The 22,791-nt window shown below is 44.0% G+C and carries 18 protein-coding genes; 9 read left to right on the top strand and 9 right to left on the bottom strand.

Annotation, left to right across the window (positions count from 1 at the left end; genetic code table 11):
• The first annotated feature begins 119 nt into the window (after positions 1-119).
• From dnaN to ACRD6K_RS05305, 3 genes are all read left to right on the top strand, one after another.
• Entirely contained in the window at positions 120-1,250 is a 1,131-nt protein-coding gene (gene dnaN, locus ACRD6K_RS05315) for a DNA polymerase III subunit beta (protein ID WP_299584135.1), read from the top strand.
• 126 nt (positions 1,251-1,376) lie between these two features.
• The gene (locus ACRD6K_RS05310; protein ID WP_430972374.1) at positions 1,377-2,180 is read left to right on the top strand and encodes a 3'-5' exonuclease; all 804 of its coding nucleotides are present in this window, start codon (positions 1,377-1,379) and stop codon (positions 2,178-2,180) included.
• Positions 2,181-2,264: 84 nt separating this feature from the next.
• Entirely contained in the window at positions 2,265-2,879 is a 615-nt protein-coding gene (locus ACRD6K_RS05305) for a fumarylacetoacetate hydrolase family protein (RefSeq protein WP_430972373.1), read from the top strand.
• Positions 2,880-3,250: 371 nt separating this feature from the next.
• Here the strand turns inward: ACRD6K_RS05305 and ACRD6K_RS05300 are convergent, their stop codons facing one another.
• The 9 genes from ACRD6K_RS05300 to ACRD6K_RS05260 form a co-directional block, all read right to left on the bottom strand.
• A complete protein-coding gene (locus ACRD6K_RS05300) occupies positions 3,251-4,795 on the bottom strand; it encodes a beta-N-acetylhexosaminidase (RefSeq protein WP_430972372.1) in 1,545 nt (514 codons plus the stop codon).
• Between the two features lie 113 nt (positions 4,796-4,908).
• Positions 4,909-6,270 carry an alanine/glycine:cation symporter family protein gene (locus tag ACRD6K_RS05295; RefSeq protein ID WP_430972371.1) on the bottom strand — a complete coding sequence of 454 codons (1,362 nt, stop codon included), beginning with the start codon at positions 6,268-6,270 and terminating at the stop codon, positions 4,909-4,911.
• Between the two features lie 279 nt (positions 6,271-6,549).
• Positions 6,550-7,605 carry an NAD(P)/FAD-dependent oxidoreductase gene (locus tag ACRD6K_RS05290; RefSeq protein WP_430972370.1) on the bottom strand — a complete coding sequence of 352 codons (1,056 nt, stop codon included), beginning with the start codon at positions 7,603-7,605 and terminating at the stop codon, positions 6,550-6,552.
• 38 nt (positions 7,606-7,643) lie between these two features.
• Positions 7,644-8,477 (bottom strand): endonuclease/exonuclease/phosphatase family protein, encoded by an 834-nt coding sequence (locus tag ACRD6K_RS05285; RefSeq protein WP_299584622.1) that lies wholly within the window; start codon positions 8,475-8,477, stop codon positions 7,644-7,646.
• Positions 8,478-8,488: 11 nt separating this feature from the next.
• Positions 8,489-9,442 (bottom strand): alpha/beta hydrolase, encoded by a 954-nt coding sequence (locus ACRD6K_RS05280; RefSeq protein ID WP_430972369.1) that lies wholly within the window; start codon positions 9,440-9,442, stop codon positions 8,489-8,491.
• Positions 9,443-9,773: 331 nt separating this feature from the next.
• Positions 9,774-11,006, bottom strand: coding sequence for a [FeFe] hydrogenase H-cluster maturation GTPase HydF (hydF, locus tag ACRD6K_RS05275; RefSeq protein ID WP_430972368.1), 1,233 nt, complete (start codon positions 11,004-11,006; stop codon positions 9,774-9,776).
• A gap of 208 nt (positions 11,007-11,214) precedes the next feature.
• Positions 11,215-11,439, bottom strand: coding sequence for a conotoxin (locus ACRD6K_RS05270; protein ID WP_430972367.1), 225 nt, complete (start codon positions 11,437-11,439; stop codon positions 11,215-11,217).
• A gap of 149 nt (positions 11,440-11,588) precedes the next feature.
• Positions 11,589-12,986 carry a [FeFe] hydrogenase H-cluster radical SAM maturase HydG gene (gene hydG / locus ACRD6K_RS05265; protein ID WP_430972366.1) on the bottom strand — a complete coding sequence of 466 codons (1,398 nt, stop codon included), beginning with the start codon at positions 12,984-12,986 and terminating at the stop codon, positions 11,589-11,591.
• A 1-nt stretch (position 12,987) separates the two neighbouring features.
• Complete coding sequence (locus ACRD6K_RS05260) at positions 12,988-13,245, bottom strand: TM1266 family iron-only hydrogenase system putative regulator (RefSeq protein ID WP_430972365.1); 258 nt, start codon at positions 13,243-13,245, stop codon at positions 12,988-12,990.
• A gap of 329 nt (positions 13,246-13,574) precedes the next feature.
• Between ACRD6K_RS05260 and ACRD6K_RS05255 the strand changes: the two genes are divergently transcribed.
• The 6 genes from ACRD6K_RS05255 to ACRD6K_RS05230 all read left to right on the top strand — a co-directional run bounded on the left by ACRD6K_RS05255 (position 13,575) and on the right by ACRD6K_RS05230 (position 22,744).
• A complete protein-coding gene (locus ACRD6K_RS05255; protein ID WP_430972364.1) occupies positions 13,575-14,132 on the top strand; it encodes an RNA polymerase sigma-70 factor in 558 nt (185 codons plus the stop codon).
• A 60-nt stretch (positions 14,133-14,192) separates the two neighbouring features.
• A complete protein-coding gene (locus ACRD6K_RS05250; protein ID WP_430972363.1) occupies positions 14,193-15,179 on the top strand; it encodes a FecR family protein in 987 nt (328 codons plus the stop codon).
• A 152-nt stretch (positions 15,180-15,331) separates the two neighbouring features.
• The gene (locus tag ACRD6K_RS05245) at positions 15,332-18,637 is read left to right on the top strand and encodes a TonB-dependent receptor (RefSeq protein ID WP_430972362.1); all 3,306 of its coding nucleotides are present in this window, start codon (positions 15,332-15,334) and stop codon (positions 18,635-18,637) included.
• A gap of 11 nt (positions 18,638-18,648) precedes the next feature.
• Positions 18,649-20,193 (top strand): RagB/SusD family nutrient uptake outer membrane protein, encoded by a 1,545-nt coding sequence (locus ACRD6K_RS05240; protein WP_430972361.1) that lies wholly within the window; start codon positions 18,649-18,651, stop codon positions 20,191-20,193.
• Positions 20,194-20,281: 88 nt separating this feature from the next.
• Complete coding sequence (locus tag ACRD6K_RS05235) at positions 20,282-21,109, top strand: glycoside hydrolase family 16 protein (protein ID WP_430972360.1); 828 nt, start codon at positions 20,282-20,284, stop codon at positions 21,107-21,109.
• A 33-nt stretch (positions 21,110-21,142) separates the two neighbouring features.
• The gene (locus ACRD6K_RS05230) at positions 21,143-22,744 is read left to right on the top strand and encodes an SGNH/GDSL hydrolase family protein (RefSeq protein WP_430972359.1); all 1,602 of its coding nucleotides are present in this window, start codon (positions 21,143-21,145) and stop codon (positions 22,742-22,744) included.
• The last annotated feature ends 47 nt before the right edge of the window (positions 22,745-22,791 follow it).

Below are 22,791 nucleotides of genomic sequence, written 5' to 3'. Positions count from 1 at the left end.
GACCAAAAGAATAAAACAGAGATCAAGGAAATAGCCGGACAACTATTATTCCGCAAGGATGATTAAACGGCGCTATTTTCAGAGAGTTACCATCGAAAAATATAAAAAAAGATAAACGAATGAAATTTGTTGTTTCCAGTACCGAATTACTAAGTCATCTGAATGCAATCAGTAAGGTGATTAGCTCGAAAAATACATTACCCATCCTGGATAATTATTTGTTTCAACTGGAAGATAATCGGTTAACGATTACTGCTTCGGATTTAGAGTCAACTTTAATTACCAGCCTTGATTTGGACAATACGGAAGGCAATGGTGATGTTGCTATTCCGGCCAAACTGCTGAATGATACCTTGAAGGAATTTCCGGAGCAGCCATTGACGTTCCAGATTAATGGAGATACATCGGCCATTGATATTTACTCCGAGAATGGAAAGTTCAGTATCGTTGGGCAAAACGGAGAGGATTTTCCGGAGCTTCCGGCATTGAAGGAAGAAGCGATGGCAACCATCGAAGTCAATCACGATGTTTTGTTGAATGGAATTTCGAAAACCTTGTTTGCCACCGCCGATGATGAGCTTCGTCCGGTGATGAACGGAATTTTTGTTGAACTGGGAAATGATGATCTGACTTTTGTTGCTTCCGATGCCCATAAACTGGTGCGTTACAAGCGCAGCGATGCCAAGGCTGAAGTGGAGTCGTCTTTTATTCTTCCTAAAAAACCGGCTGCTTTGTTGAAAAACCTGCTGCCGAAAGAAGAATTTGATGTAAAACTGCAGTTTGATGATAAAAACGCCTTCTTTACCCTGAGCAACTACAAGCTGATTTGCCGCTTGGTAGAAGGAAACTACCCCAGCTACAACTCGGTAATTCCGAACAACAACGTCAATAAAATGATTGTGGATCGTTTGGAGTTGTTTAATACGGTTAAGCGCGTTTCTGTTTTTGCCAATCAAGCCAGTAATCTGGTAAAACTACATATTGATGATAACCAACTGGTCGTTTCAGCGCAGGATATCGACTTCTCGATTTCGGCTGTTGAGCGTTTGAAATGTCAGTATGAAGGTGATGAAATTGAAATTGGTTTTAAATCTACTTTTCTGTTGGAAATCTTAGCGAACCTTTCATCGGCTGATGTTAAAGTGGAGCTATCCGATCCAACACGGGCCGGCTTATTGTTGCCAGCCGAAAAAGAGTTTGATGAAGAGGATGTATTGATGCTCTTGATGCCAATGATGATCAATGCTTAAATTGTAACTAATAGCATGATGAGAACCTAACAAGATTTGTTTTGTTAGGTTTTTTTTGTTTGAATCAGTCAAAAAATAAAATAGCGCCCTGCTAAGTGGCAGAGTACCAAATTGAAAGAAAGACCCATGAAATTAAACTTGAAGAATCCGTTGGTTTTCCTCGACCTGGAAACAACAGGGATCAATATTGTTACGGATCGTATTGTGGAAATTGCCTTACTGAAAATTCATCCGGATGGACGCGAAGAAGAGCGTGACTTGCGGATTAACCCGGAAATGCCGATCCCGGAGCATGTCAGTAAAATCCATGGTATTTATGATGAAGATGTGAAGGATGCCCCAACATTTAAGGAAGTTGCCAAAACCCTGGCTAACTTTTTGGAAGGAGCAGACTTGGCAGGCTTTAACTCCAACCGTTTTGATATTCCCTTGCTGGCTGAAGAATTTCTGCGGGTTGGAGTTGACGTTGATTTTAAGAAACGCAAGTTTATTGATGTGCAGGCTATCTTCCATAAAATGGAAAAGCGCACCCTTGCGGCTGCCTTCAAATTTTATTGTCAGCAGGAACTGGTTAATGCTCACAGTGCGATGGCCGATACCAAAGCCACCTACGATGTGCTGAAGGCTCAGTTGGATGTTTATGAGGAGACAGTGTATGAGGACAATAAAGGCGTAAAAACGAAGCCGATCCAAAATGATGTCAGTGCATTGAGCGAGTTCTCTTCGTATGACCGGAATGTTGATTTTGTGGGTCGTATTGTATACAATGAAGATGGGGTAGAGGTTTTTAACTTTGGGAAAAACAAAGGGGTACCTGTCGAAAAAGTTTTGCGCGAGCAGCCAGGTTATTTTGGTTGGATCATTAACAGCGAATTTCCGCTTTACACCAAAAAAGTGCTGACCGCCATTAAATTGAGAATGAAAGATTGAAGAGGCAGTGAGTAGCGGGACATTAGTGACTTGCAAGCTCCTTATGACGCGCTACTCCTTGCTCTGGACTCAAAACTCGTTTATATGAAAATCATTTGTATCGGACGCAATTACAGCGAGCATGTTCGCGAATTGAACAATGAAATTCCGGATGAACCGGTTATTTTCATGAAACCGGATTCGGCCTTGTTACGGAACAATGACCCGTTTTACATTCCCGACTTTAGCCAGGAGGTTCATTATGAGTGTGAGTTGATTTTGCGCATAAACCGCTTGGGGAAAAACATTGAACCCCGATTTGCCAATCGCTATTTTGATGAAGTTGGCTTGGGGATTGACTTTACGGCCCGTGATCTGCAAAATCAATTGAAAGATCAAGGTCTTCCCTGGGAAAAAGCAAAAGGTTTTGACCGCTCTGCCGTGATTTCAACCGACTTTGTGGCGAAAGAGAACTTGCCCGATGTGAATTCCATTAAGTTTCAGCTGAAGAAGAATGGAGATTTGGTTCAGCAGGGCGATTCGGCTTACATGCTTTTTGCCATTGATGAACTGATTAGCCAGGTTTCGAAATACTTTACCCTAAAAATTGGCGATCTGATTTATACCGGAACGCCAGCCGGAGTGGGGCCAGTAGCCATTGGCGACCGCCTGGAAGGCTTTTTGGAAGGTAGAAAGCTTTTTGACTTCGAAGTGAAATAACTCAGCAAGTAAAAGGGAAGATCCTTGATGAAAGAATAAGCCGAATTTTCAAGCCGACAGAGTGGGTGTGAAAATTCGGCTTTTGTGTTTGTGAGCTTGTTGGGTCCTGGTCATTCAACGAATATTCCAAATAGCTGCTTAATGCGCCGGAACGCCTGCTCAATGTACTTTAACGTCTGCTCGATGTGACTGAACGCCTGCTTGATGAGTCTGAACATCCGCTCGATGTGCCGTAACAATCACTCAATGCATCTGACCGTCTGCTTGATGCGCCTGAACATCTGCTCAATGAACCAGAACGCCTGCTCGATGCCTGAGAACTAAAAAGGCTGCCTTTTTAGAGACAGCCTTTTGTTGTTTTTTATTCTTTCTTATTCCTCCCAGGGAACTAGTTTTGACCGGTAATAGTTGATGCCCCAGGTGTCGTATTGCTGACCATGAGCAGCGAGGCGAACTTTGTATTCATCCCAGCTTTTTCCTTCGGCAGGCGACCAGCCAATTTCGGCATAGCCAGCCAGACGCGGGAATACCAGGTATTCCATATCGGCGCGATTGGTAACGGTTTCCGTCCACAGCGGAGCTTCAATGCCCAGAATATTTTCCCGGCTAATTTCTTTTTCCAGCTTGGTCGGATCCCAGTCATAACCCGTGTCAACCTCAATGTATCCGGCCCAGTGCAAGCCAAGCGTAGACAAGGAATCGTATTTCATGTCCAGGTAAGCCTTCTTGGCTGGCGACATGATGACTTTTACGCCTTGCTGAACGGCATTTTTGGCATTGTCGGCGCTTGACCAGTACTGCGCAATGCTGCGCTCGTCCAATTTAGCCAGGGTTACTTCGTCCCAGCCAATCATGGTTTTTCCGTGGGCATAAACCAGGTCTTGTACCCGCTCGATAAAAGGAATGTAATCCTCTTTTTTAGTCACATGCGATTCGTCGCCACCAATGTGGATGTATGGTCCGGGAGTTAATGACGCCAATTCGCCAATGACATCGTCAATAAATTCGTAGGTAATTTCCTTGTCGGTACACAAGGTGCTGAAACCAACCTCAATGCCGGTGTATAGCTCTGTGGCTTTGCCGTCGCAGTTCAACTCGGCATACGAAGCTAAAGCCGCATTGGTGTGGCCGGGCATGTCAATTTCAGGAATGATTGTGATGAAGCGTTCGGCCGCATAGTTGACCAGCTCGGTATATTGGTCCTGGGTGTAGAACCCGCCTTCGCCACCACCAACTTCCGTGCTTCCACCAATTTCGGTCAGTTTCGGCCACGATTTAATTTCGATGCGCCAACCCTGGTCATCAGTCAGGTGCAGGTGCATGATGTTGAATTTATAATACGCCATCAGGTCGAGGTAGTGTTTTACATCGTCAACCCCCAGAAAGTGACGGGCAACGTCGAGCATGGTTCCCCGGTATTCATATTCCGGGAAGTCGCGAATGGTTCCGGTTGCAATCACCCAGTCGGTTTGCTGAACACTGCTGCTGGCAATGGAAAGCGGCAACAGCTGGCGGATGGTTTGAATACCGCGGAAAGCACCTTCAGCCTTGTTGGCTTTCAGGGTGAGCAATTTTTTGTCGATTTGTAATTCATAACCTTCATTTCCCAATTCTGAATCATTGGTCAGGCTGATAAAAATCCCTGCCGAAGGCATGTCGCTAACAGCTTCAACCGGAAGTTGAAATCCTGTTGCGGGGGCAAGTTTGCTTTGCAGGTATTGGGCAGTGGCTTCCAGGTTGGAGCCCGCCTGAACATAGATTTTGGTTTGGTCTGATAGTCGGAATGCTTTTCCGGTAGCAGTAACTGATACAGGCTTCGGAATAACCTGGGTTTGGGTTAAATCGGTTGGCTCTTCAGGGGTGCACGAAAGCAGCCCGGCGAAAACGGCCAATAGGAGTAAAACGTTTTTGTTCATGGTTGATTAATTCAATGGTTCGTTCAAAAATAATTGGCTCTAAGTTATAAAAAACATGGCGATTATGAGAACATTTTAAGCGGACTGAAGTAAGAAACCTTTTGGCTAACGCGTTAAAATTGTTTGAGTTCGAGTTTTTTGAAATAAACCCGTGCAGCCTTGCGCACCTGTCCGGAAAGCAAAATGGCGCTGATCATGGTGGGGAAGGCCATTAGGGCAAAAGACAGGTCTAAAAAACTAACCACAACCTGAAGTTGCGACACGGAACCAACAACGACCAGGATAACCACCGCGTAGTGATACCATTTTTGATATTGGGTTCCTGCAACAAAGCTCAGGCATTTGCTGCCGTAATAGGGAAAGGCAAACATGGTTGACAGCGCAAAGAAGCTGACACAAATGGTCAGTAAATAGCTACCGTACGGAATGACCTGGTCAAAGGCTTCGGCGGTGAGGGTGATGCCGTCGGCCTCGCTGTGCTTCCAAACCCCGGTAATAATGATGGCCAGGGCAGTCATGGTGCAAACGATAATGGTATCGATAATGGGGCCCAGCATAGCCACGAGTCCTTCGCGAATCGGTTCGTTGGTTTTGGCGGCACCATGAGCCATGGGAGCGGTACCAACTCCGGCTTCGTTGGAGAACGCGGCTCGGCGAACCCCGGTGATGATGATGGCCCCGAGCGAACCACCAAGAACAGCGTTGCCGGTAAAGGCATCGTTGAAAATCAGTTTTAAACTTGGAAGTATTTCGCTGGAATTGGAGAAAATAATGTAGAGAATGGTAACAATATAAACGACGATCATAACAGGTACCACACGTCCGGTTACCTTTCCAATTCGTTTAACCCCGCCTAGAATAACCAGAGCAACAATAAATGCCAGCACCAGCCCGATGATCAGACTGCTGGTAAAGGATACCGGAATGCCGTTGGGCTGCAGCACCACATCGCTAATGGCCTGGGTGAGCTGATTGGCCTGAAATATTGGAAGCACGCCAAGCATGGCCGTAACGGAGAAGAATATGGCCAGTGGTTTCCAACGCTTGCCAAGGCCTTCGGTGATGACATACATGGGGCCACCCTGTATTTCTCCGGCATTGTCTTTTCCGCGGTACATAACCGCCAGCGAGCAGGTGAAAAACTTGGTTGAAATGCCGACCAGTGCAGAAATCCACATCCAGAAAATGGCTCCTGGTCCGCCTGTGGTAATGGCAATGGCTACTCCGCTAATGTTACCCATTCCTACGGTTCCGGCCAGGGCCGTTGCCAGTGCCTGGTAGTGGTGCAATTGTCCGGCTTCTTCAGGATCATCGTATTTCCCACGTAAAATCTGAATGGCATGACCAATGTATTTAATCGGAGCCAACCGAGAAATGAATAAAAAATAAAGTCCGCCTCCGAGTAAGAGGATCAGCAGAGGAGCCCCCCAAATGAGATCCGATAACTTGATAATGATTTCGCCAAATGCTTTCAAACGATTCTGATTTATGTTTCTGTTAACATCATTTTGATATGCGTCAAATGATGTTTTCTTTAAATTTTTAATTGATGAAGCCAGGCAAAGACCTTTGAACGTCCCGTACGCAGGAAAACAATTCTAACGGTATTTTGCATGGCCTTCATGAGTTTTGATTCAGGTCGTTTATGTTGAGGTGCAGGATGATATCCAACGTTTAGCACGTTAATATACGCTTTTTTATTTTTTCGAACCCTTGGAGCTTTTTCGTTCGTGGTTTTGAGCCCGCTAATGGGACTATTTTCTTTCCGGGAAGTAGCGGTTTATGTTTACTTCTGGCTGAATGGCCTGATCTTCGTCACACAGGAAGCGGGCAAATTGCCGGGCAAAGTAGGGCCCAAGCATGGTTCCTTTGGAGCCTAAACCGTTAAAAATGCCCAGCTGTGGGAAGTGGGGATGAAGCCCTAAAACCGGCCTCCGGTCGTGCGTGGTTGGCCGGATGCCAGCCTGGTGATCGACCACTTCATACGTACCTGTGAAGAATGTGCTGAGTTTTTCCGTCAGCTCAATTCGGGCATGTTCCTGAGGTGTGGTACTTAAATCATTCCAATCGTAGGTTGCACCAAGTCGGTAGTACTGTTCTCCTTCGGGCATTAAAAACATGGCTTTGTTGAGGATGAAGTTTTCGTTGTAAGTGGTCGTTTTTATCCGAAGCATTTCTCCCTTGGTATGTTTGAACTGAAGGTTTTTAAAGAATGGATTTTGGGAAACGGCATGGCCTTCACAGAAAATGACTTTTTGAGCTTCCAGGTCCTGGTAAATGACCCGGTTTTCCTGTAAGGTAAGTTTATTCCAGGCAACTTTCTCAAACCGAATACAGTTTTCCGATTGAAGCTGTTGGCGCATACTCTCAATCAGTTGACTGAGGTCAACACGTCCGCTTTGGATGACTGTGCCAACTCCAAACGGCGCCTCAATGTATGGGGAGCTGATTGGTTCCGGTTCCTGAAGAAGGTAGTTCTGAAGTTTGTCGTCAGCAACCTTCTTTCGCCAGAATTCATTTTCTCCTTTACCGAGTACTTTTTTGATTTGGAGCGGATAAAACAGGCGGGTACCAAATTCGTGTTCTAACTCGGCATAGGTGCTGAGTAGCTGGAGGTAAAGCTCATCAATGAGCCAGCTTTTGGTTAGGCGCCTGAAAACAACAGGATTGATCACTCCTGCTGCAACTTCAGAGGCTTTGGGCTGCTCCGGATTATCCAGCACCATGCATGACTTTCCGCGTTTTCTTAAGGCGTGTACAAGCAGGGTGCCGGCCAATCCTTGTCCGATAATCAGGTAATCAAATTTCATTACCCTTTAGGACAGCAGAAGTCCCAAAAAGTTCAGTGTTAAAAGGCCACTTCAATCAACACCGGAAGATGATCTGAAGGATAGCGCTGCTCGTAGGAGTCAGTCAGTACGCCATACTTCAGCACTTCAATTTTTCCTTTGACAAAAATATAGTCGATGCGATTTTTTAATTCACTGTTGAAGTCAAAAGCATTGTAGGTTCCTTCCGGGCCATAAGGGGCCTGTGCAGAAACTTTTTTGCTGTCGAAAAACTGGGTTTCGAGGCGGGCAATTGGCGCAGCTTCCGGCGTCAGGTTAAAATCGCCCATCAAAATAACCGGGTCATTTTTGGTGTTCAGCGAGTCAATCTTCTGAAGAATCAGTCGGGCGGAGTTGAGCCGTGCTTCGTCACCTACATGGTCAAAGTGCGTGTTGAAAACCCAAAAGGTCTTCCTTTTATCGTAGTCTTCAAACCAGGCGTACGTGCAAATCCGTTTGCAAGCAGCATCCCATCCCATGCTGGGAACCTCCGGTGTTTCGGAAAGCCAGAACCAGCCATGATCTTTCAGCTGATATTTTCGGCTGTTGTAAAAAATGGGCGAATATTCACCTTCTGCTTTGCCATCCTCGCGCCCAACACCAATTTGGTCAAAGCCGGGAAGCTGCAGGGAAATATCGGTTACCTGTTCGTATAAGGCTTCCTGAAGTCCAATAATGTCGGCTTCGTGAAAACGCAGCAGGTCGGTAACCAGAAGTTTCCGGTTTGACCAGGCATTAACTCCGTCTCCCTCGTTGGCGTAACGAATGTTGTACGTGACGACGTTGGCAGACTGGGCGAATATGGAATTTGTAGCTGATAAAAGGATCATGATTAAAAAAATCGAGGTTCTCATTGGTGCATAATTTAGTTTTGACAATAGTCGAATTCAGGATACTGACAATTGTGTTTGCCAGGGATGACGGTATGAATTTGGTTTTTGGATTGATGAAGGACAAAGTCATTGCAAAAGCTGATGATTTCGTCAAATTGCTCTACCATGGGCGAGCTGGCAATCCGGTGATTTTCCCCGCAAAGGGTATAAAGCCAGTAGGGTTTGTCGAGCTGATGCAAGCGGTCGGCAATGGTTTTTCCGCCGTGCAAAACCAGGTAGCCCGGTTTGTCTTCGTTGCAATAATGGTGTGGAGCGGAGCCATACGGAACCAGGTTGTCGCAGGTGCCATGAAAAAGCAAGGATGGAACGGCTGACTCTGCATAAATAATGGAGGTGTCGGGAATGGCTCCGGCCATTGAAATGACACCGGCATAGCTCACCGGTCCTTTATCCAGATCGTAGCAATAGGGCGGCTGATAGGCAGCCATAAGCACAGATTCGGCTCCGGCACTGCTGCCCGAAAGGATGATCCGATAGGGATCAATTCCCAGCTGCTCCCGGTTTTGAATTAAGAAATAGGTGGCATCCTGAATGTCTTCAACGGCTGCAGCGAATGTTTTCATTTTTTCATCAGCCGGACAATCGCAACCAAAGCCTGTGGGTGTGCCTTTGCGCGTGAGGCGGTAAGTGATGGAAACGACCACATAGCCACGTCGGGCTATTTTTTTGCAAAAGGCGGGGATCCTACCTCCGTCACGGGTACCTCCTGAAAAGCCACCACCATGAACATATAGTAGAACAGGACGTGTGTCCTGACTGTCGAAAGCCGGTGTATAAACATCAAGTTCCAGCTGCTGACCGTCTTTTTGAATGTAAGTAAAGGTTTCTGTTTGTACAGAGTCCGTTATTTCCTCCAGGTAGCGCTCTTGAGCAACTGTTGCATTCAGAGTAAAAAGAATGCAGATCGTCGAAATTAAAATCTTCATGGTTAATCATTCATTTTTAGTAATGCCAAGTCCAACAGGAATTTGAGTTCATTAAGCTAAAATAACTTACGTATTTTGCTCATGCAACTTTTTTCATGCCTGTCACTGGTATTACGGTTGTTGGTTTATTATTTTCTTCGGGATGAAAACCTCGCTAAATTAGGCAAAAATGGGAGTCGCAACAATTTAAAGTGTTGATAGTGGTGTTTGGGCTTGCGTAAATTTCTTTAATAAGCACCAAGGCACCATCTCTTTTGAGGAAATCGGCAGACTTCATTTTTCCATTTTGCCCGAGTGAAAGTTTAAATTGCGCGTTGGTTCAATCATTAAATTAGCTTGATGGCTGCCATTTTTTATAAATATTCAGCGCATCGGGGAATGGTTGCAGTGCCCGTTCAAAAATGCCCAGCGAATAGGCAATGGTTAACCCGTAGTTGGTGATAGGGACATCCGCTTGCTCGGCTCTTAAAATACGCGATAGCATCTCGCGTCGGTTCCACATACAGGCCCCGCAGTGAATGATCAGTTTATAAGAACTGATGTCGGCCGGAAAATCGCGGCCCCGGGCGTGCTCAATTTGTAGTTTTCCACCCACGTATTGGTTAAGCCACTTGGGGATTTTCACGGTTCCAATATCTTCCTGAATGGGATGATGCGAACAGGCTTCGGCAATAAGAACCCGGTCGCCGGCTTTCAGCTGGTCGATAGCCATTGCGCCTCGTACCATGGCGTTGAGGTCACCCTGGAACCGGGCAAAGAGGATGGAAAAGCCTGTAAGCGGGATTTCGGGGGGCGTAAGGGCCGCCACTTTGGTAAATGCCTGACTGTCGGTAACTACCAGTTTTGGGGGTGTGTTCATTCTTGACAGGGCTTCGGGAAGTTGTTGGTCTTTTACCACCATGCAAAAGGAGTCGCCATCCAGTAAATCGCGGATGCTTTGTACCTGTGGAAGAATGAGCCGACCTTTGGGTGCTTCCTTGTCAATCGGCACAACCAGTATGGCAGCTTCGCCCGGGCCAACCAGGTCAGCAACAATTGCCGGGCGGTTGATGTAATCGTCAGGGGCCGTTTTCAGAATGGTTTGGCGCAAGGAGTCAATTCCGGCTTTGGTGGTTGCCGAGGTTTCAACAATGGGAATTTTATCGGCCGTTAAGTTGTTGAGTAGGCAAGCTTGAGGCTGGTGCAGGTCAGTCTTGTTGAAAACGATGATTGTCGGAATCTCCCGTTCTCTTAACTCGCGCAGGGTTGCTTCTTCAAAGTCACCCCAAAGCTCGCTGGTCGAAATCAGAATTCCCAAATCGGTACGCTCAAAAACGGCCTTTGTTTTTTGAACCCTTTTTTCTCCCAGTGAGCCAACGTCGTCCATGCCGGCAGTATCAATAAACAACACCGGGCCAAGAGGTAGCAATTCCATGGGTTTTTCAACCGGGTCGGTGGTGGTGCCGGCTACGTCCGAAACAATGGATACTTCCTGTTGGGTTAGTGCATTCAGCAAAGAGGATTTTCCAACATTGCGACGCCCAAAAAGGCCAATATGTAAACGAAAAGATTTGGGGGATTTCATCTGTTTGCGATTAAGCCTGAAAAGTACGAAGGATCTGTTTTCTTAGCAATGTTTTTGCAAAATAATTCGCTGGTCAGCCTTGTGTGGAGGCATTTTTTTGGGGTCGACTTGGACGAATAATGAGCGCTTTGCTTGAGTTTATCTCCGGATAAAGCACGAAAAAAGCCGACTCAAGGTCGGCTTTTGATAGGTATGAAAATACGAAGACTTATTTTTTGTCGCCACAGTCTGTTTTTTTGCTGCAGCATTTCTTTTCGCTCTTCGTAGCACAATCTTCTTTCTTTTCAGTTTTTGCAGTCTTCTTTTCTTTTTTGTCTTTATCAGCAGTGCTTACTTGCTCTGTTTTTGTTTCCTTTTTGTCAGAAACAGCATTTCCTGCATATGTTACACCGAAAGCGAATACAATTGCTAATACTAAAACCAATTTTTTCATAATTTCTATTTTAGAGTTTATAACGAGAGCAATTTATTAAGAATAGTTCTAAATAAAAACACCCTTAACATTTATTTAGAAAAATATCAATTGGTGCCTCCGAATTGTATCTGAGCGCCTTGGCTAAGTTTTCAAGCTTGAATCAATAATTAGCAGAACATATCTTTTTCTCCTTGCTTAACCCGATCAACCAGTTTACGAGCACGTTCTCCGGGTAAGCCTTTCATGTCGGCAATGGTCTTTTCAATTAACTGAATACCGGTTTCGTAGGTTTGTGGCGAAGCGTAATTGTTGAGGTATTCCATAAAGCTTGACAGGGCATTAGGACCACAATGTGCTTTAATTGCTCCGGGCTTGGCTAAATCCATGAAATCCTGACCGGTGCGTCCCAGGCGGTAACAGCCGGTGCAAAATGAAGGAATGTAGCCCATTTTAGCTACGTCACGAATGACTTCATCCAAGGGGCGATGGTCGCCCAGACTGAATTGGCCGGAAACTTCATCTTCAACCTCTTCTTCATAACCTCCTGGGTTGGTGCGGCTGCCGGCCGAAATCTGAGAAACGCCCAAGGCAAAAGTTTCCCGACGCATTTTGGCCGTTTCGCGTGTCGACATAATAATGCCCGTATATGGAACTGCTAAACGCAAAATGGCAACAATCTTGCGGAACTCCAGGTCGGAAACCGGAAAGGGTGGGTGAGAAGCTACATCGGAGCCGGTGGCGGGTTCCATGCGAGGAACGCTGATGGTATGTGGGCCAACTCCAAAGACGCGCTCCAGCTCAAAAATGTGCTGCATCATGGCCAGCAACTCAAAACGGGCATCGTAAAGACCAAAGAGTACACCGATTCCTACATCATCAATCCCCGCTTCCATGGCTCGGTGAAGTGCAGTAACCCGCCAGTTGTAATCCATTTTTTTTCCGCCGATGTGTACTTTTTGATAGGTCTGACGATGATAAGTTTCCTGAAAGAGTTGGTAGGTGCCAATGTTTTCAGCTTTCAATAGTTTGAACTCTTCATCGGTCAAAGGGGCTACATTCACGTTTACGCGTCGTATTTCGGTGTCGTTGTGACGTGCGGCATAAACCGAGCGAACGGAGTCCAGCACATACTGAAACCCTTGCTTGGGATAGGATTCACCAGCCACCAAAAGAACGCGTTTGTGCCCTTGTTTGATGAGTGCTTCGGTTTCATGCCTGATTTCTTCCTGGTTTAAAGCCTTGCGGACAATGGCCTTGTTTTTGGCACGAAAGGCGCAGTAGGTGCATTCGTTGGCGCACAGATTGGAGATGTACAAAGGCGCAAAGAGCACCAAGCGCTTTCCGTAAATGGTGTCTTTGATCTGATTGGCTGTCTGGAACAATTCTTCCAGCTGTGTCGGATCGCTGATTCCACTTAATATGGCCACTTCTTCAAGCTTGAGTCCTTTCATTTCGCTTGCTTTGGCCAATACATCACGCACTTGCGCAAAATCAGGCTGACTGTGCTTCTCCAGAATGTCATAAATTGCCTGTTCGTTGATGAATGTTGGTGTTGCTGTTTTCATGTTATCCGTTTTTTGCCAGTCCTGATTTGATTTGTACTCCATTTATTGCTCCTAATCGTCCGGTAAGTTGTCCCAATTCATCGGTCGTGCAGTCCACCACCAAGGTAATAACAGAGGTGTGCCCCTTGGCTCGGGGAATTCCGGTACGAGCCAGAATGAGGTCGGCGTGTTTGCTCAGCAGCTCATTCACCAGGGAGGCACTATTCGTTCGGTCTTCAATGATAATTCCAACGAAACCCAATCTTTTTTCGGCAGTCATTTTTTTGTTTTTGGGCGGGAAAAGGAAAGCATGCAACAGTTTCGTCAATAGCTTGTCATTATAGCCAATGAGCGGAATACAAATGTAGTTGATTCTTCCCTTGAAGTCAGTCGGTTGACCTTCCCGCAGGTTGCATGGCAAACTTACAATTGTTTGACGAAATAAAACAGAATGAATGGCAGCTTCTCCGTTATTTTTAATGATTCTTTGTTTCGAAACCGGCTTTTGGGGTGAATTCTGCTAAAATCAACATACGGAACATAAGTTCTATTTTATGTTTCCTTCTCTTATTTTTATTTGATTAGTTTTGGGTCCGGAAAATGATTAGGATGTCAGACTTTGATACACTATTTAAGAATTATCATCATTCGTTGTTTGTGTATGCACTCAAATTTGTTGCGGATGAAGAAGTGGCTTTAGACTTGGTGCAGGATGTTTTTACATTGATTTGGGAGAAGAAAAAGCTTAATCTGGATGATGAACATCTAAAAGCTTACCTGTTTCGATCCATTCGAAACGCTTGTCTGAATTACCTGAAACATCAGCAAGTGGTTAGTCAGTATCAGCAATTTCAGGGAATTAAGGAAATGGAGTTGTTGTATTATCGCGATGGTGAGGAATCCCTAATAGAAAAAGAAAACCTTGACAGAATCTACCAGGCAATACACTCGTTGTCCGACATTCACCGCGAAGTTATTGAACTTAGTCGCTTTGAAGGATTGAAAAATAAGGAAATAGCAGAAGTACTAAATGTTCCTTTGCGTACAGTCGAAACGCGTTTGTTTCGTGCTTTGTCTGCCTTGCGAGAAAAATTGGCTGAAAAGTTGTTTCATATCTTTCTCAATTTCTGTTGTTTGAAAAATAAGGTGAAAAAACTTTCCAATTGATGACGTAATTTATGATGCTTGGTTGTGTTGTTAGTAAAAGACCCAAAAAAGAGGTTGGATATGAACAAAACAGCAGATCATGAACAATTAATTGCCCGGTATCTGAATGGGAACCTTTCGGAAAAAGATAATACCCGGCTTCTTCAGTGGATTCATGAGAGTCCTGAGAACAAAAAGCAATTTCTGAAACTCAAGGACACCTGGGATGCCAGTCTCAAAACGGCATCGCGTGAAACCGAGCAATTGTTGAAATTTTATAAACGACAAGCTTCTCAAAAGCAAACCCGAACAATTCCCTCCTGGGTGTATGGTTTGTCTGCAGCAGCTATACTTTTGCTAGGCCTGTTGATTGGCGGGATCTTTCATTCAGATTTAACTTCTGATGCGAAACATCAGGTTGAGTCGTTTTATGTTCCGCAAGGATCACGTTCCGAATTGACTCTGGCTGATGGAACAAAAGTGAAGCTCAATGCTGACAGCCGCCTGGAAGTCAGTTCTGATTATTCTACTAAAAAGCGCCTTGTTCGATTGACCGGTGAAGCTTACTTTGAGGTTCAGTCGGATGTCAAGAATCCTTTTACAGTGCAGACCGATAAGTTTGATGTGTTGGTTACGGGAACCAAGTTTAATGTAAGCAGTCATGCCGAAGATCGACAGGTGAGCCTTACCTTATCAGAAGGAAGTGTTTTGCTTTCCACCATAAATCAGCAAGTTTTTGGGTTGAAGCCCGGAGAAAAGGTCAGTTTTGACCAGAAAACCATGAAGCCGGTGTTGGAAAAAGTGAATGTTGACACAGAGCTGGCTTGGGTGAATGGGGAATTTGTTTTTAAGGAAATTCCTTTTTCTGACTTGATTAAGCGCCTGGAGCGCTGGTATGATGTAAGGTTGAGTTATCAGTCAAAAGACTTGGAGACCATGGTTTACTCCGGAAGTTTTAAAAATCAGGAAACCATCTGGCAAGTATTGGATGCCTTGAAATTGACCAGTCCGATTGATTACGAGAAGAAGAATTTTAGAGAGTTCGAATTAATTTACAAGCCTATGTAGCTTAAAAAGAAAAGACGAGATGTCGCCACAACATCCCGTCTTTAAAACAATCAAATAAATAATTGTCTAATAAACATTTCAAATGTATGAAAAAAAGGCGAACTGCGAGGAAGTATGTTTTATGGGATGACTTTCTCCAAATCTATCGAATTATGAAATTAGTGTGCGTGTTTTTGTTGGCCGCTTTTATGCAGGTATCTGCAGCTAGCTATGCCCAACAAACAAAGTTGAATTTGTCAGCTCAAAACCTGTCAATTGAAAAGGTGCTGGGGCAAATTGAAGATCAAACTGATTTTTCTTTTTTCTACAACAATCAAGAAGTTGATTTGACGAAAGAAATTAGTTTGAATTCAAAAGATCAAACAATTGAAGAGGTTCTGGAATTTTTGATGCAGGAATCGGGATTGAATTATACGATTAACAATAAGTTAATCATTATTCACAAGGCACCGGAAAACCGATTTTCAGAGTTAAAAGAACAGGCCCGGAAAATTACCGGAAAGGTAAAAGATGTTTCAGGAGCTCCGCTTCCAGGTGTAACTGTGCTTATTAAAGGATCAACTACCGGAACAATTACTGATTTTGATGGCAATTACATGCTTCCGGATGTAACTGAAGGAACCACCCTGGTGTTTTCGTTTGTAGGCATGAAACCCGAAGAAGTCGTGGTCGGAAAAACGGCGACGATTGATGTTGTTCTTGAAGAAAATTTCATCGGACTTGAAGAAGTTGTAGCGATTGGCTATGGAACACAAAAGAAAAAAGACCTTACCAGTTCCATTGCGACAATTAGTGCTGATGAGATTGCCAACCAGACAGTTGGTAGTGCCATGGCATCTGTTCAGGGACGTTTTGCGGGTGTGCAAATTACCAATAGTGGTTCTCCGGGTAGTTCGCCATCCATTCGTATTCGTGGAACAGGTTCTACTTTTAACTCTAACCCTTTGTATGTTGTTGACGGAGTAATTGTAAATGATATCAGCTATTTGGGACCAAATGATATCGAGACGATGTCGGTTCTTCGCGATGCTTCAGCTTCTGCGATTTATGGTGTTCAGGCTGCGAACGGGGTAATTTTGGTTACAACGAAAAAAGGGAGCCGGGACGGCGATGTAGAAGTATCATTCAACTCTTACGTGGGGGTTAAGAAAGCATCTCAATTGATGGAGATGGTTGGTACCGGGGAGTGGATTACCATGTGGAATGAACGCATGGAATATAGTGGAAGCCCCGAGGATAAACTTGATCCGTCGGTATTTACTGCCAATACCAACTGGTTTGACGAGGTTTTGGAGAATTCAATTACACATAGTGAAGATATCAACATTCGTGGTGGTGGCAAAAAAACGGCTTTCAATATTGGTCTTAACCATTTGAAAGAAGATGGATTGATTAAAGATGATAATTACAGTAAACTGGGTTTGCGCGCAAACTACGACATCTTTATCAATGACAATATTGATATGGGAATGAGTTTAGTTGTTTCATCAACTCAAGCAAATCCGGCTCCTAACGGGCTTTTACTGGATGCGTTCAGAGCAATTCCTCTTTATGCTCCAACCAATGAAAACGGAGAATTTACTGATCCATCCATGATCAATGGATTTACGCCTGACAACCAATCGAACCCTGCAGCAAAATTATTTTACAATCACCGTTGGTCCAATAAAATCAATGCATTTGCCAATACTTACGTTAAAATTAAATTCCTGAAGGATTTTGAGTTCAAATCAACGATCGGAACCAACCCAACTTTTAGAAAATCGATTTCATACACTCCTAAATACGAGGTGAGTGCAACACAAATGAGCCCATACAACTGGATGACTAAGAACTACTCTAACAATTTGAGTGTTTCATGGGATAATATCCTGACTTGGGAAAAACTCATTAAAAATGTTCACCAAATAAAAGCGATGGCGGGGTATACTTACCGTGAGTACAAAACAGATTATTTGAACGGTAAGGCAGAAGATATCGTTGACCTGCCTGAAATCAACTCCAGCTTCCTTTTTCTTTCTATCGGAAAAGCAAGTACCAACTCTACAATTGTGGCAAGTGATGGAGGGAGTAAAAACGTTCAGATTGGTTACATGGGACGTTTAAATTATGATTACAAGAACAAGTATCTCGCAAACTTTACGATGAGAGCGGATGCGTCTTCCAAATTCCCGGCTAATAACCGTTGGGGCTATTTCCCTTCAGTAGGTTTAGGATGGGTTGTTTCGGAAGAAAGTTTTATGGCTGACACGGGGATTGATTTTCTTAAAGTGCGCGCAGGATGGGGATTACTGGGGAATGCAAACATTCCTTCTAATTTGTACCAACTGACAACATCAAACGGAACGCCGGTCATTTTTGGACCAGACCAAAACAGTGGATTAGGACCTGTTTCTCCTTCTGTTACCATCAAAAAGTCTTTCAACCCAGACCTTAAGTGGGAGGTGGTTGATGAAACCAATATTGGAATTGACATGCATACGATGGATAGCCGATTGACAACATCGCTTGACTTGTATTACAAATTAACCAGAGATGCCATTTTTGCTACAACTGCCCTGGCCAGCACGGGTATTGATGGTAGGGGAGTTTGGGGCAACTATGCCGACATCCTGAATCAAGGGGTTGAATTATCTGTTGGTTGGAATGATAAGGTTGGTGATCTGGGATACCGGGTAAATGCCAACTTCACCTTTAACGACAACAACGTAAAAGCCATTAGTGCAGCCGGAGCAAGTTATTATGACAAGGGTGACGATGCCAATAATGTTAAGCCACTAACCCGCACAATGGTGGGCCATTCTGTAGGTGAGTTTTTCGGATATCGCGCCATTGGTGTATTCCAAAATCAAGAAGAAATTGATAACTATCCTCACTTGCAAAACACCATTCCTGGTCATTTGAAATTTGAAGATGTTAACTCCGATGGTGTTATTGATGAAAAAGACAGGGTTTCCCTTGGAAGTCCAAACCCGCCTGTTATTTATGGTCTTAATATTGGGCTGGATTATAAAGGACTTGACTTTAATCTGTTTTGCCAGGGAGTTGCCGGCAACAAAATCTTCAATGAAAATCGTTTGTTGATGTTTACAACGAAGAACTTCGACAAAGAATTCTTCGAGAACAGATGGCATGGCGAAGGAACTTCAACAACTTACCCTTCGGTGTTGGTAAAAGCTGGAGACCCTCGAACACCAAATTCATTCTACGTAGAAGATGGTAGTTATTTCAGAATTAAGAATATTCAGTTGGGCTATACGTTACCGGAAAGAGTTTTTGATGGTCTGGGAATTCAAAGTGTGAGATTTTATGTAAATGCCGAAAATCCTGTAACATTCTTCAAATACAATGGATTCTCTCCGGAGGTTTCTTCAGGCAATCCATTGTTGAGTGGTGTTGACAACGGTGTTTACCCGTTATCGTCAGTCTACAGTATTGGCTTAAATCTTAATTTTTAATTGGAATGAAAATGAGAAATTTACTAAAAATAGCATTACTAACCGGAGTAATTGGTTTTACTGCCTGTGAATCCAATTTAGAATTCAGTGATTATAATAAGTTACCTCAGGAAGAGTTCTGGCAGACTAAGGAAGATGCCATTTCGGCCCTAACAGCATGCTATGGGCAGTTTAATGCCGACTGGGCCTATTACGACAACAGTGTTATGGGGCCGGAAGAAATGGCGGGTGACAACACAGCCAAAGGATCAACTGCTGGTAGCCAGTCTGAGGTGAATGCGTTTATCGATTATTCCTTTACACCATCATTTACACGTTTTGATAATTTGTGGAAATCAAGATATGCAATGGTGAATCTTTGTAATCAGGTTTTGGAATATGTGCCTGATATTGAAATGGACGAGGCCGATAAAAAGCAAATTTTGGGAGAAGCAAAATTTATTCGTGCCTGGACTTATTTTGAAATGGCCAAGCTTTGGGGCGAGGTTATCATTTACGACGGATTACCCGAAAATGGCGCTTATGACATTGAAAAATCATCCATTGAAGAGGTGTATGCCTTCATTTTGCGTGATTTGAAATATGGCTACGAAAACATGCGGAAAAGTCCTTGGGGCAGTGAATGGAAAGGGCGTGTAACGGCATGGTCGGCCCGGGCACTGGAAGCTAAAGTGCTGATGTATATGGCGTCAGGTGTGAATTTTATGCCTGATGGACAGGCGATCGGCGAGAAAACCTGGGAAGATGTAAAAACCGTGACCAACGATGTAATCAACAATGGTATTTATTCACTCTACACGGCAAAAGGTGATTCCAGTTTCTTTTACCTTTTCCGGCTGGCCCAGGAAAACTGTGATGAATCAATCTTTGAATCACAGGCTGGTGTTTCTTCGACTAACGGAGGAGTTGCTCAATCGGCCTATGCGTTAAATTCATGGGTTAAAAGCTTCGATGGAGGCTTTGGATACAGTGTTCCAAGTGATGACCTGGTTGCCGCATGGAAAGCCCGGGAAGCAGAACAAAATGATTTGCGTTACCAGTATTCAGTTATTTTCTATGGCGATACACTGGTTGATGACCGAGTTGTAGAAGGAGCGACTGATATCGATGGAGTAACAGGTCTGCCGCGCTACAACTACAAAGTATATATTCCTCTTGCCGAGCGATCGGATATTAAAGGAAACTGGTGGATGCAACAAACAGAACAGAACCAACGCTTTTTCAGGTTTGCCGATGTCCTGTTAATTGATGCAGAGGCTAAATTCATGACCAACGATGTTGCTGGGGCAGCTGTTTCGCTGAATAAAGTACGTAGCCGTGCCGGAGAACCTGAAATTAGCAGCGGAAATTTAACCCTACAGGATATTTGGGATGAGCGTCGTTTTGAGCTGGCCTTTGAAAATGACCGCTATTTTGATCTTGTTCGCACAGGACAGGCAGAAACGGTCTTGGGAAGCAGAGGTTGGACGAAACCAAAGAATGTATTTTATCCCATTCCTCAAGTTCAAATTGACTTGTCGATAGGGCCATTAAAACAAAATGCTTATTGGGAATAGAAAAGGTTGTTTTAACAAGGATAGGTTGCTTTTTAGCAGCCTATCTTTCAAAACAGACCATTGTAAATTTGATTAGAACTAAGAAAGGATGAAAAAGATAGTTTTTTACTCACTTATCGCCTTGTTGTTGACCAGCTGCCAAGGTAAGACCGTAGAAAATAAAAATGTACCGCCTTCACCTGTACAGGATGGCTGGAATTTGGTGTGGAGTGATGAGTTTGACGGGAATACCGTTAACCTTGACAACTGGAACTTTGTTTTGTGGGATGCTGGCCGTGTCAATAACGAGTGGCAGCAATATGTTGAAGACACAGCGTACTATAAACTTGAAGACGGTATGTTGCACATTAAAGCCCTAAAAACCGGGGAGAACAAAAAAGGCGGATACACGTCGACACGTTTGAATAGCAAAGGAAAACAGGAATTTAAATATGGCCGAATTGAGTTTCGTGCCAAAATGCCTGCTTCGCATGGCAAAGGAACCTGGCCTGCTTTGTGGATGTTGGGTTCAAATATTGATGAGGTGAGCTGGCCTAAGTGTGGTGAAATCGATATTATGGAATATGTCGGTTATCAGGCTGATACGACACACTCCAATGTGCATACGCAATACCAGCATGGGGTTACGGAGTTTCACGAAATTACGCCACTGGCAACAGCCGAGGAAGAGTTTCACAATTATGGATTGATATGGACTAAAGATTCGATCAAATTTTACCTTGACTCTCCTGACAACATTACCAACGTTTATGCTCCTGAGGTTAAAACGGAGGAGAACTGGCCATTTGATCAGCCTTTTTATCTGATTATGAATTTTGCCGTTGGAGGTGTATGGGGCGGAAAACACGGAGTTGATGATACGATTTTTCCACAATCGATGATTGTAGATTATGTTCGGGTTTATCAACCTGAATAGTTCGACGAATTTTAGAATATAAACCAACTGACAATGAAGAACAAACTATTATACGTGTTGATTTTTGTTGTTTGCTCTTTGCACCTTCGGTCGCAGGAGGCAAAAACAGCATGGGATAATACGCTTGATAAAAGCTGGCCCGAAGATTTTGAACGGGTTGAAATAGCGTCATCGTTTGATGGTGAAACTCAACAGGCCGTATTTTATAAATCTCCGCTTTCAACTCCTCAGCCTCTTATCATTTCATTACACACCTGGAGTGGCGACTACCTGCAGAATGATCCGTTGGCCAACGAGATCGTTCTGAGAGGGTGGAATTATATCCATCCCGACTTCCGTGGCCCGAACAACAGATTTGAAGCCTGCGGAAGCGAACAGGCAATTTCGGATATTGAAGATGCTATTCGTTTTGCAATTAAAAAAGGGAATGTTGATTCTTCCGAGGTGCATATTATTGGCGTTTCCGGCGGCGGGCATGCAAGCTTAATGTCATTCATGAAATTGACTTATCCGGTTAAAAGTTTTCATGCATGGGCTCCGGTTACAAATCTTGAAAGCTGGTATTTTGAATGTGTCGGTCGGGGCTTAAAATATGCCCGTGATTTGGAACAGGTAACCACAGGAGGAAACGGGTTTGATGTAAGTGAAGCCCAAAAACGTTCTCCTCAGTTGATGGATTTCCCGAAACATAAACGGAAAGATGCCACGCTGCACATTTACACTGGCATTCACGATGGGTATACCGGTTCAGTCCCTGTTACCCATTCCATAAATATGTATAATAGTTTGGCAAGCCAGCTTTTTCCGAACGATTCGCAGAAAATGGTTTCGGATAGTTTGAAGTTGGTTTTACTGGAAAAAAGGATGAATCCAGCGCCTGATACAGGTTTGGCAATTGGAGATAGAAACGTACACCTTTACAGAGAGTTGCCAAACCTAAGCCTGACCATTTTTGAAGGGGGACATGAAATGATTGTTCCGCAGGCGTTGGGTTTACTTCCGGTTGATGGGACCGAAAACAACAAGAAACTCAATATACTGGCTATTGGCGATTCGAATGCTGCAGCAAAGAACGGATGGCCGGTTCAGTTACGAAAATTACTGCCCTATTCACGGGTCGTTAACCAGTCGGTTGCCGGAAATACCATTGGATTTGACAATCTGAATAATCCGCGACTCAACACCTTGAAAAATATAGATGCCTATCTTGACGCGGCATTGGCTGAACTGCCTGAAGGAGAAAAGCTGGACTATATTATACTGGGGCTGGGGACCAATGATGCCAAAAAGATTTTTAAAGAGCGTATGGGCGAAGTTCGCCATAATATGGATACTCTTTTAGCCTTGATCGAAGATTATTTTAAAAATAACATGCAATTTGTGCCTGAAATAGTGGTTGTTTCACCTCCGCCAATGAACGAAAAGATAGCCAGTCAGGAAAAATATGGCGGTGGAAATAAGCGAATTGATAAACATATCATGCGGTTCAAAAAGCTTGCTCAACAGCATGATGCCATTTTCCTAAATGTAAACAAGGCTTTTAAACAAAGTGACGAAGAACTAACAATTGATGGCGTTCATTTAACCTCTTCAGCTCAGTTTAAACTGGCTCAAATGATTATAGAAATCTTATAAATACAAACTTTTTTTAACACATGAAGCATGGAAACTCAACGTCCGAA

The organism is Sunxiuqinia rutila (assembly GCF_050589705.1).
Taxonomy (GTDB): Bacteria; Bacteroidota; Bacteroidia; order Bacteroidales; family Prolixibacteraceae; genus Sunxiuqinia; species Sunxiuqinia rutila.
Note: the sequence above shows the minus strand (reverse complement) of the source record. Positions and strands in the feature narration are given on the sequence as shown.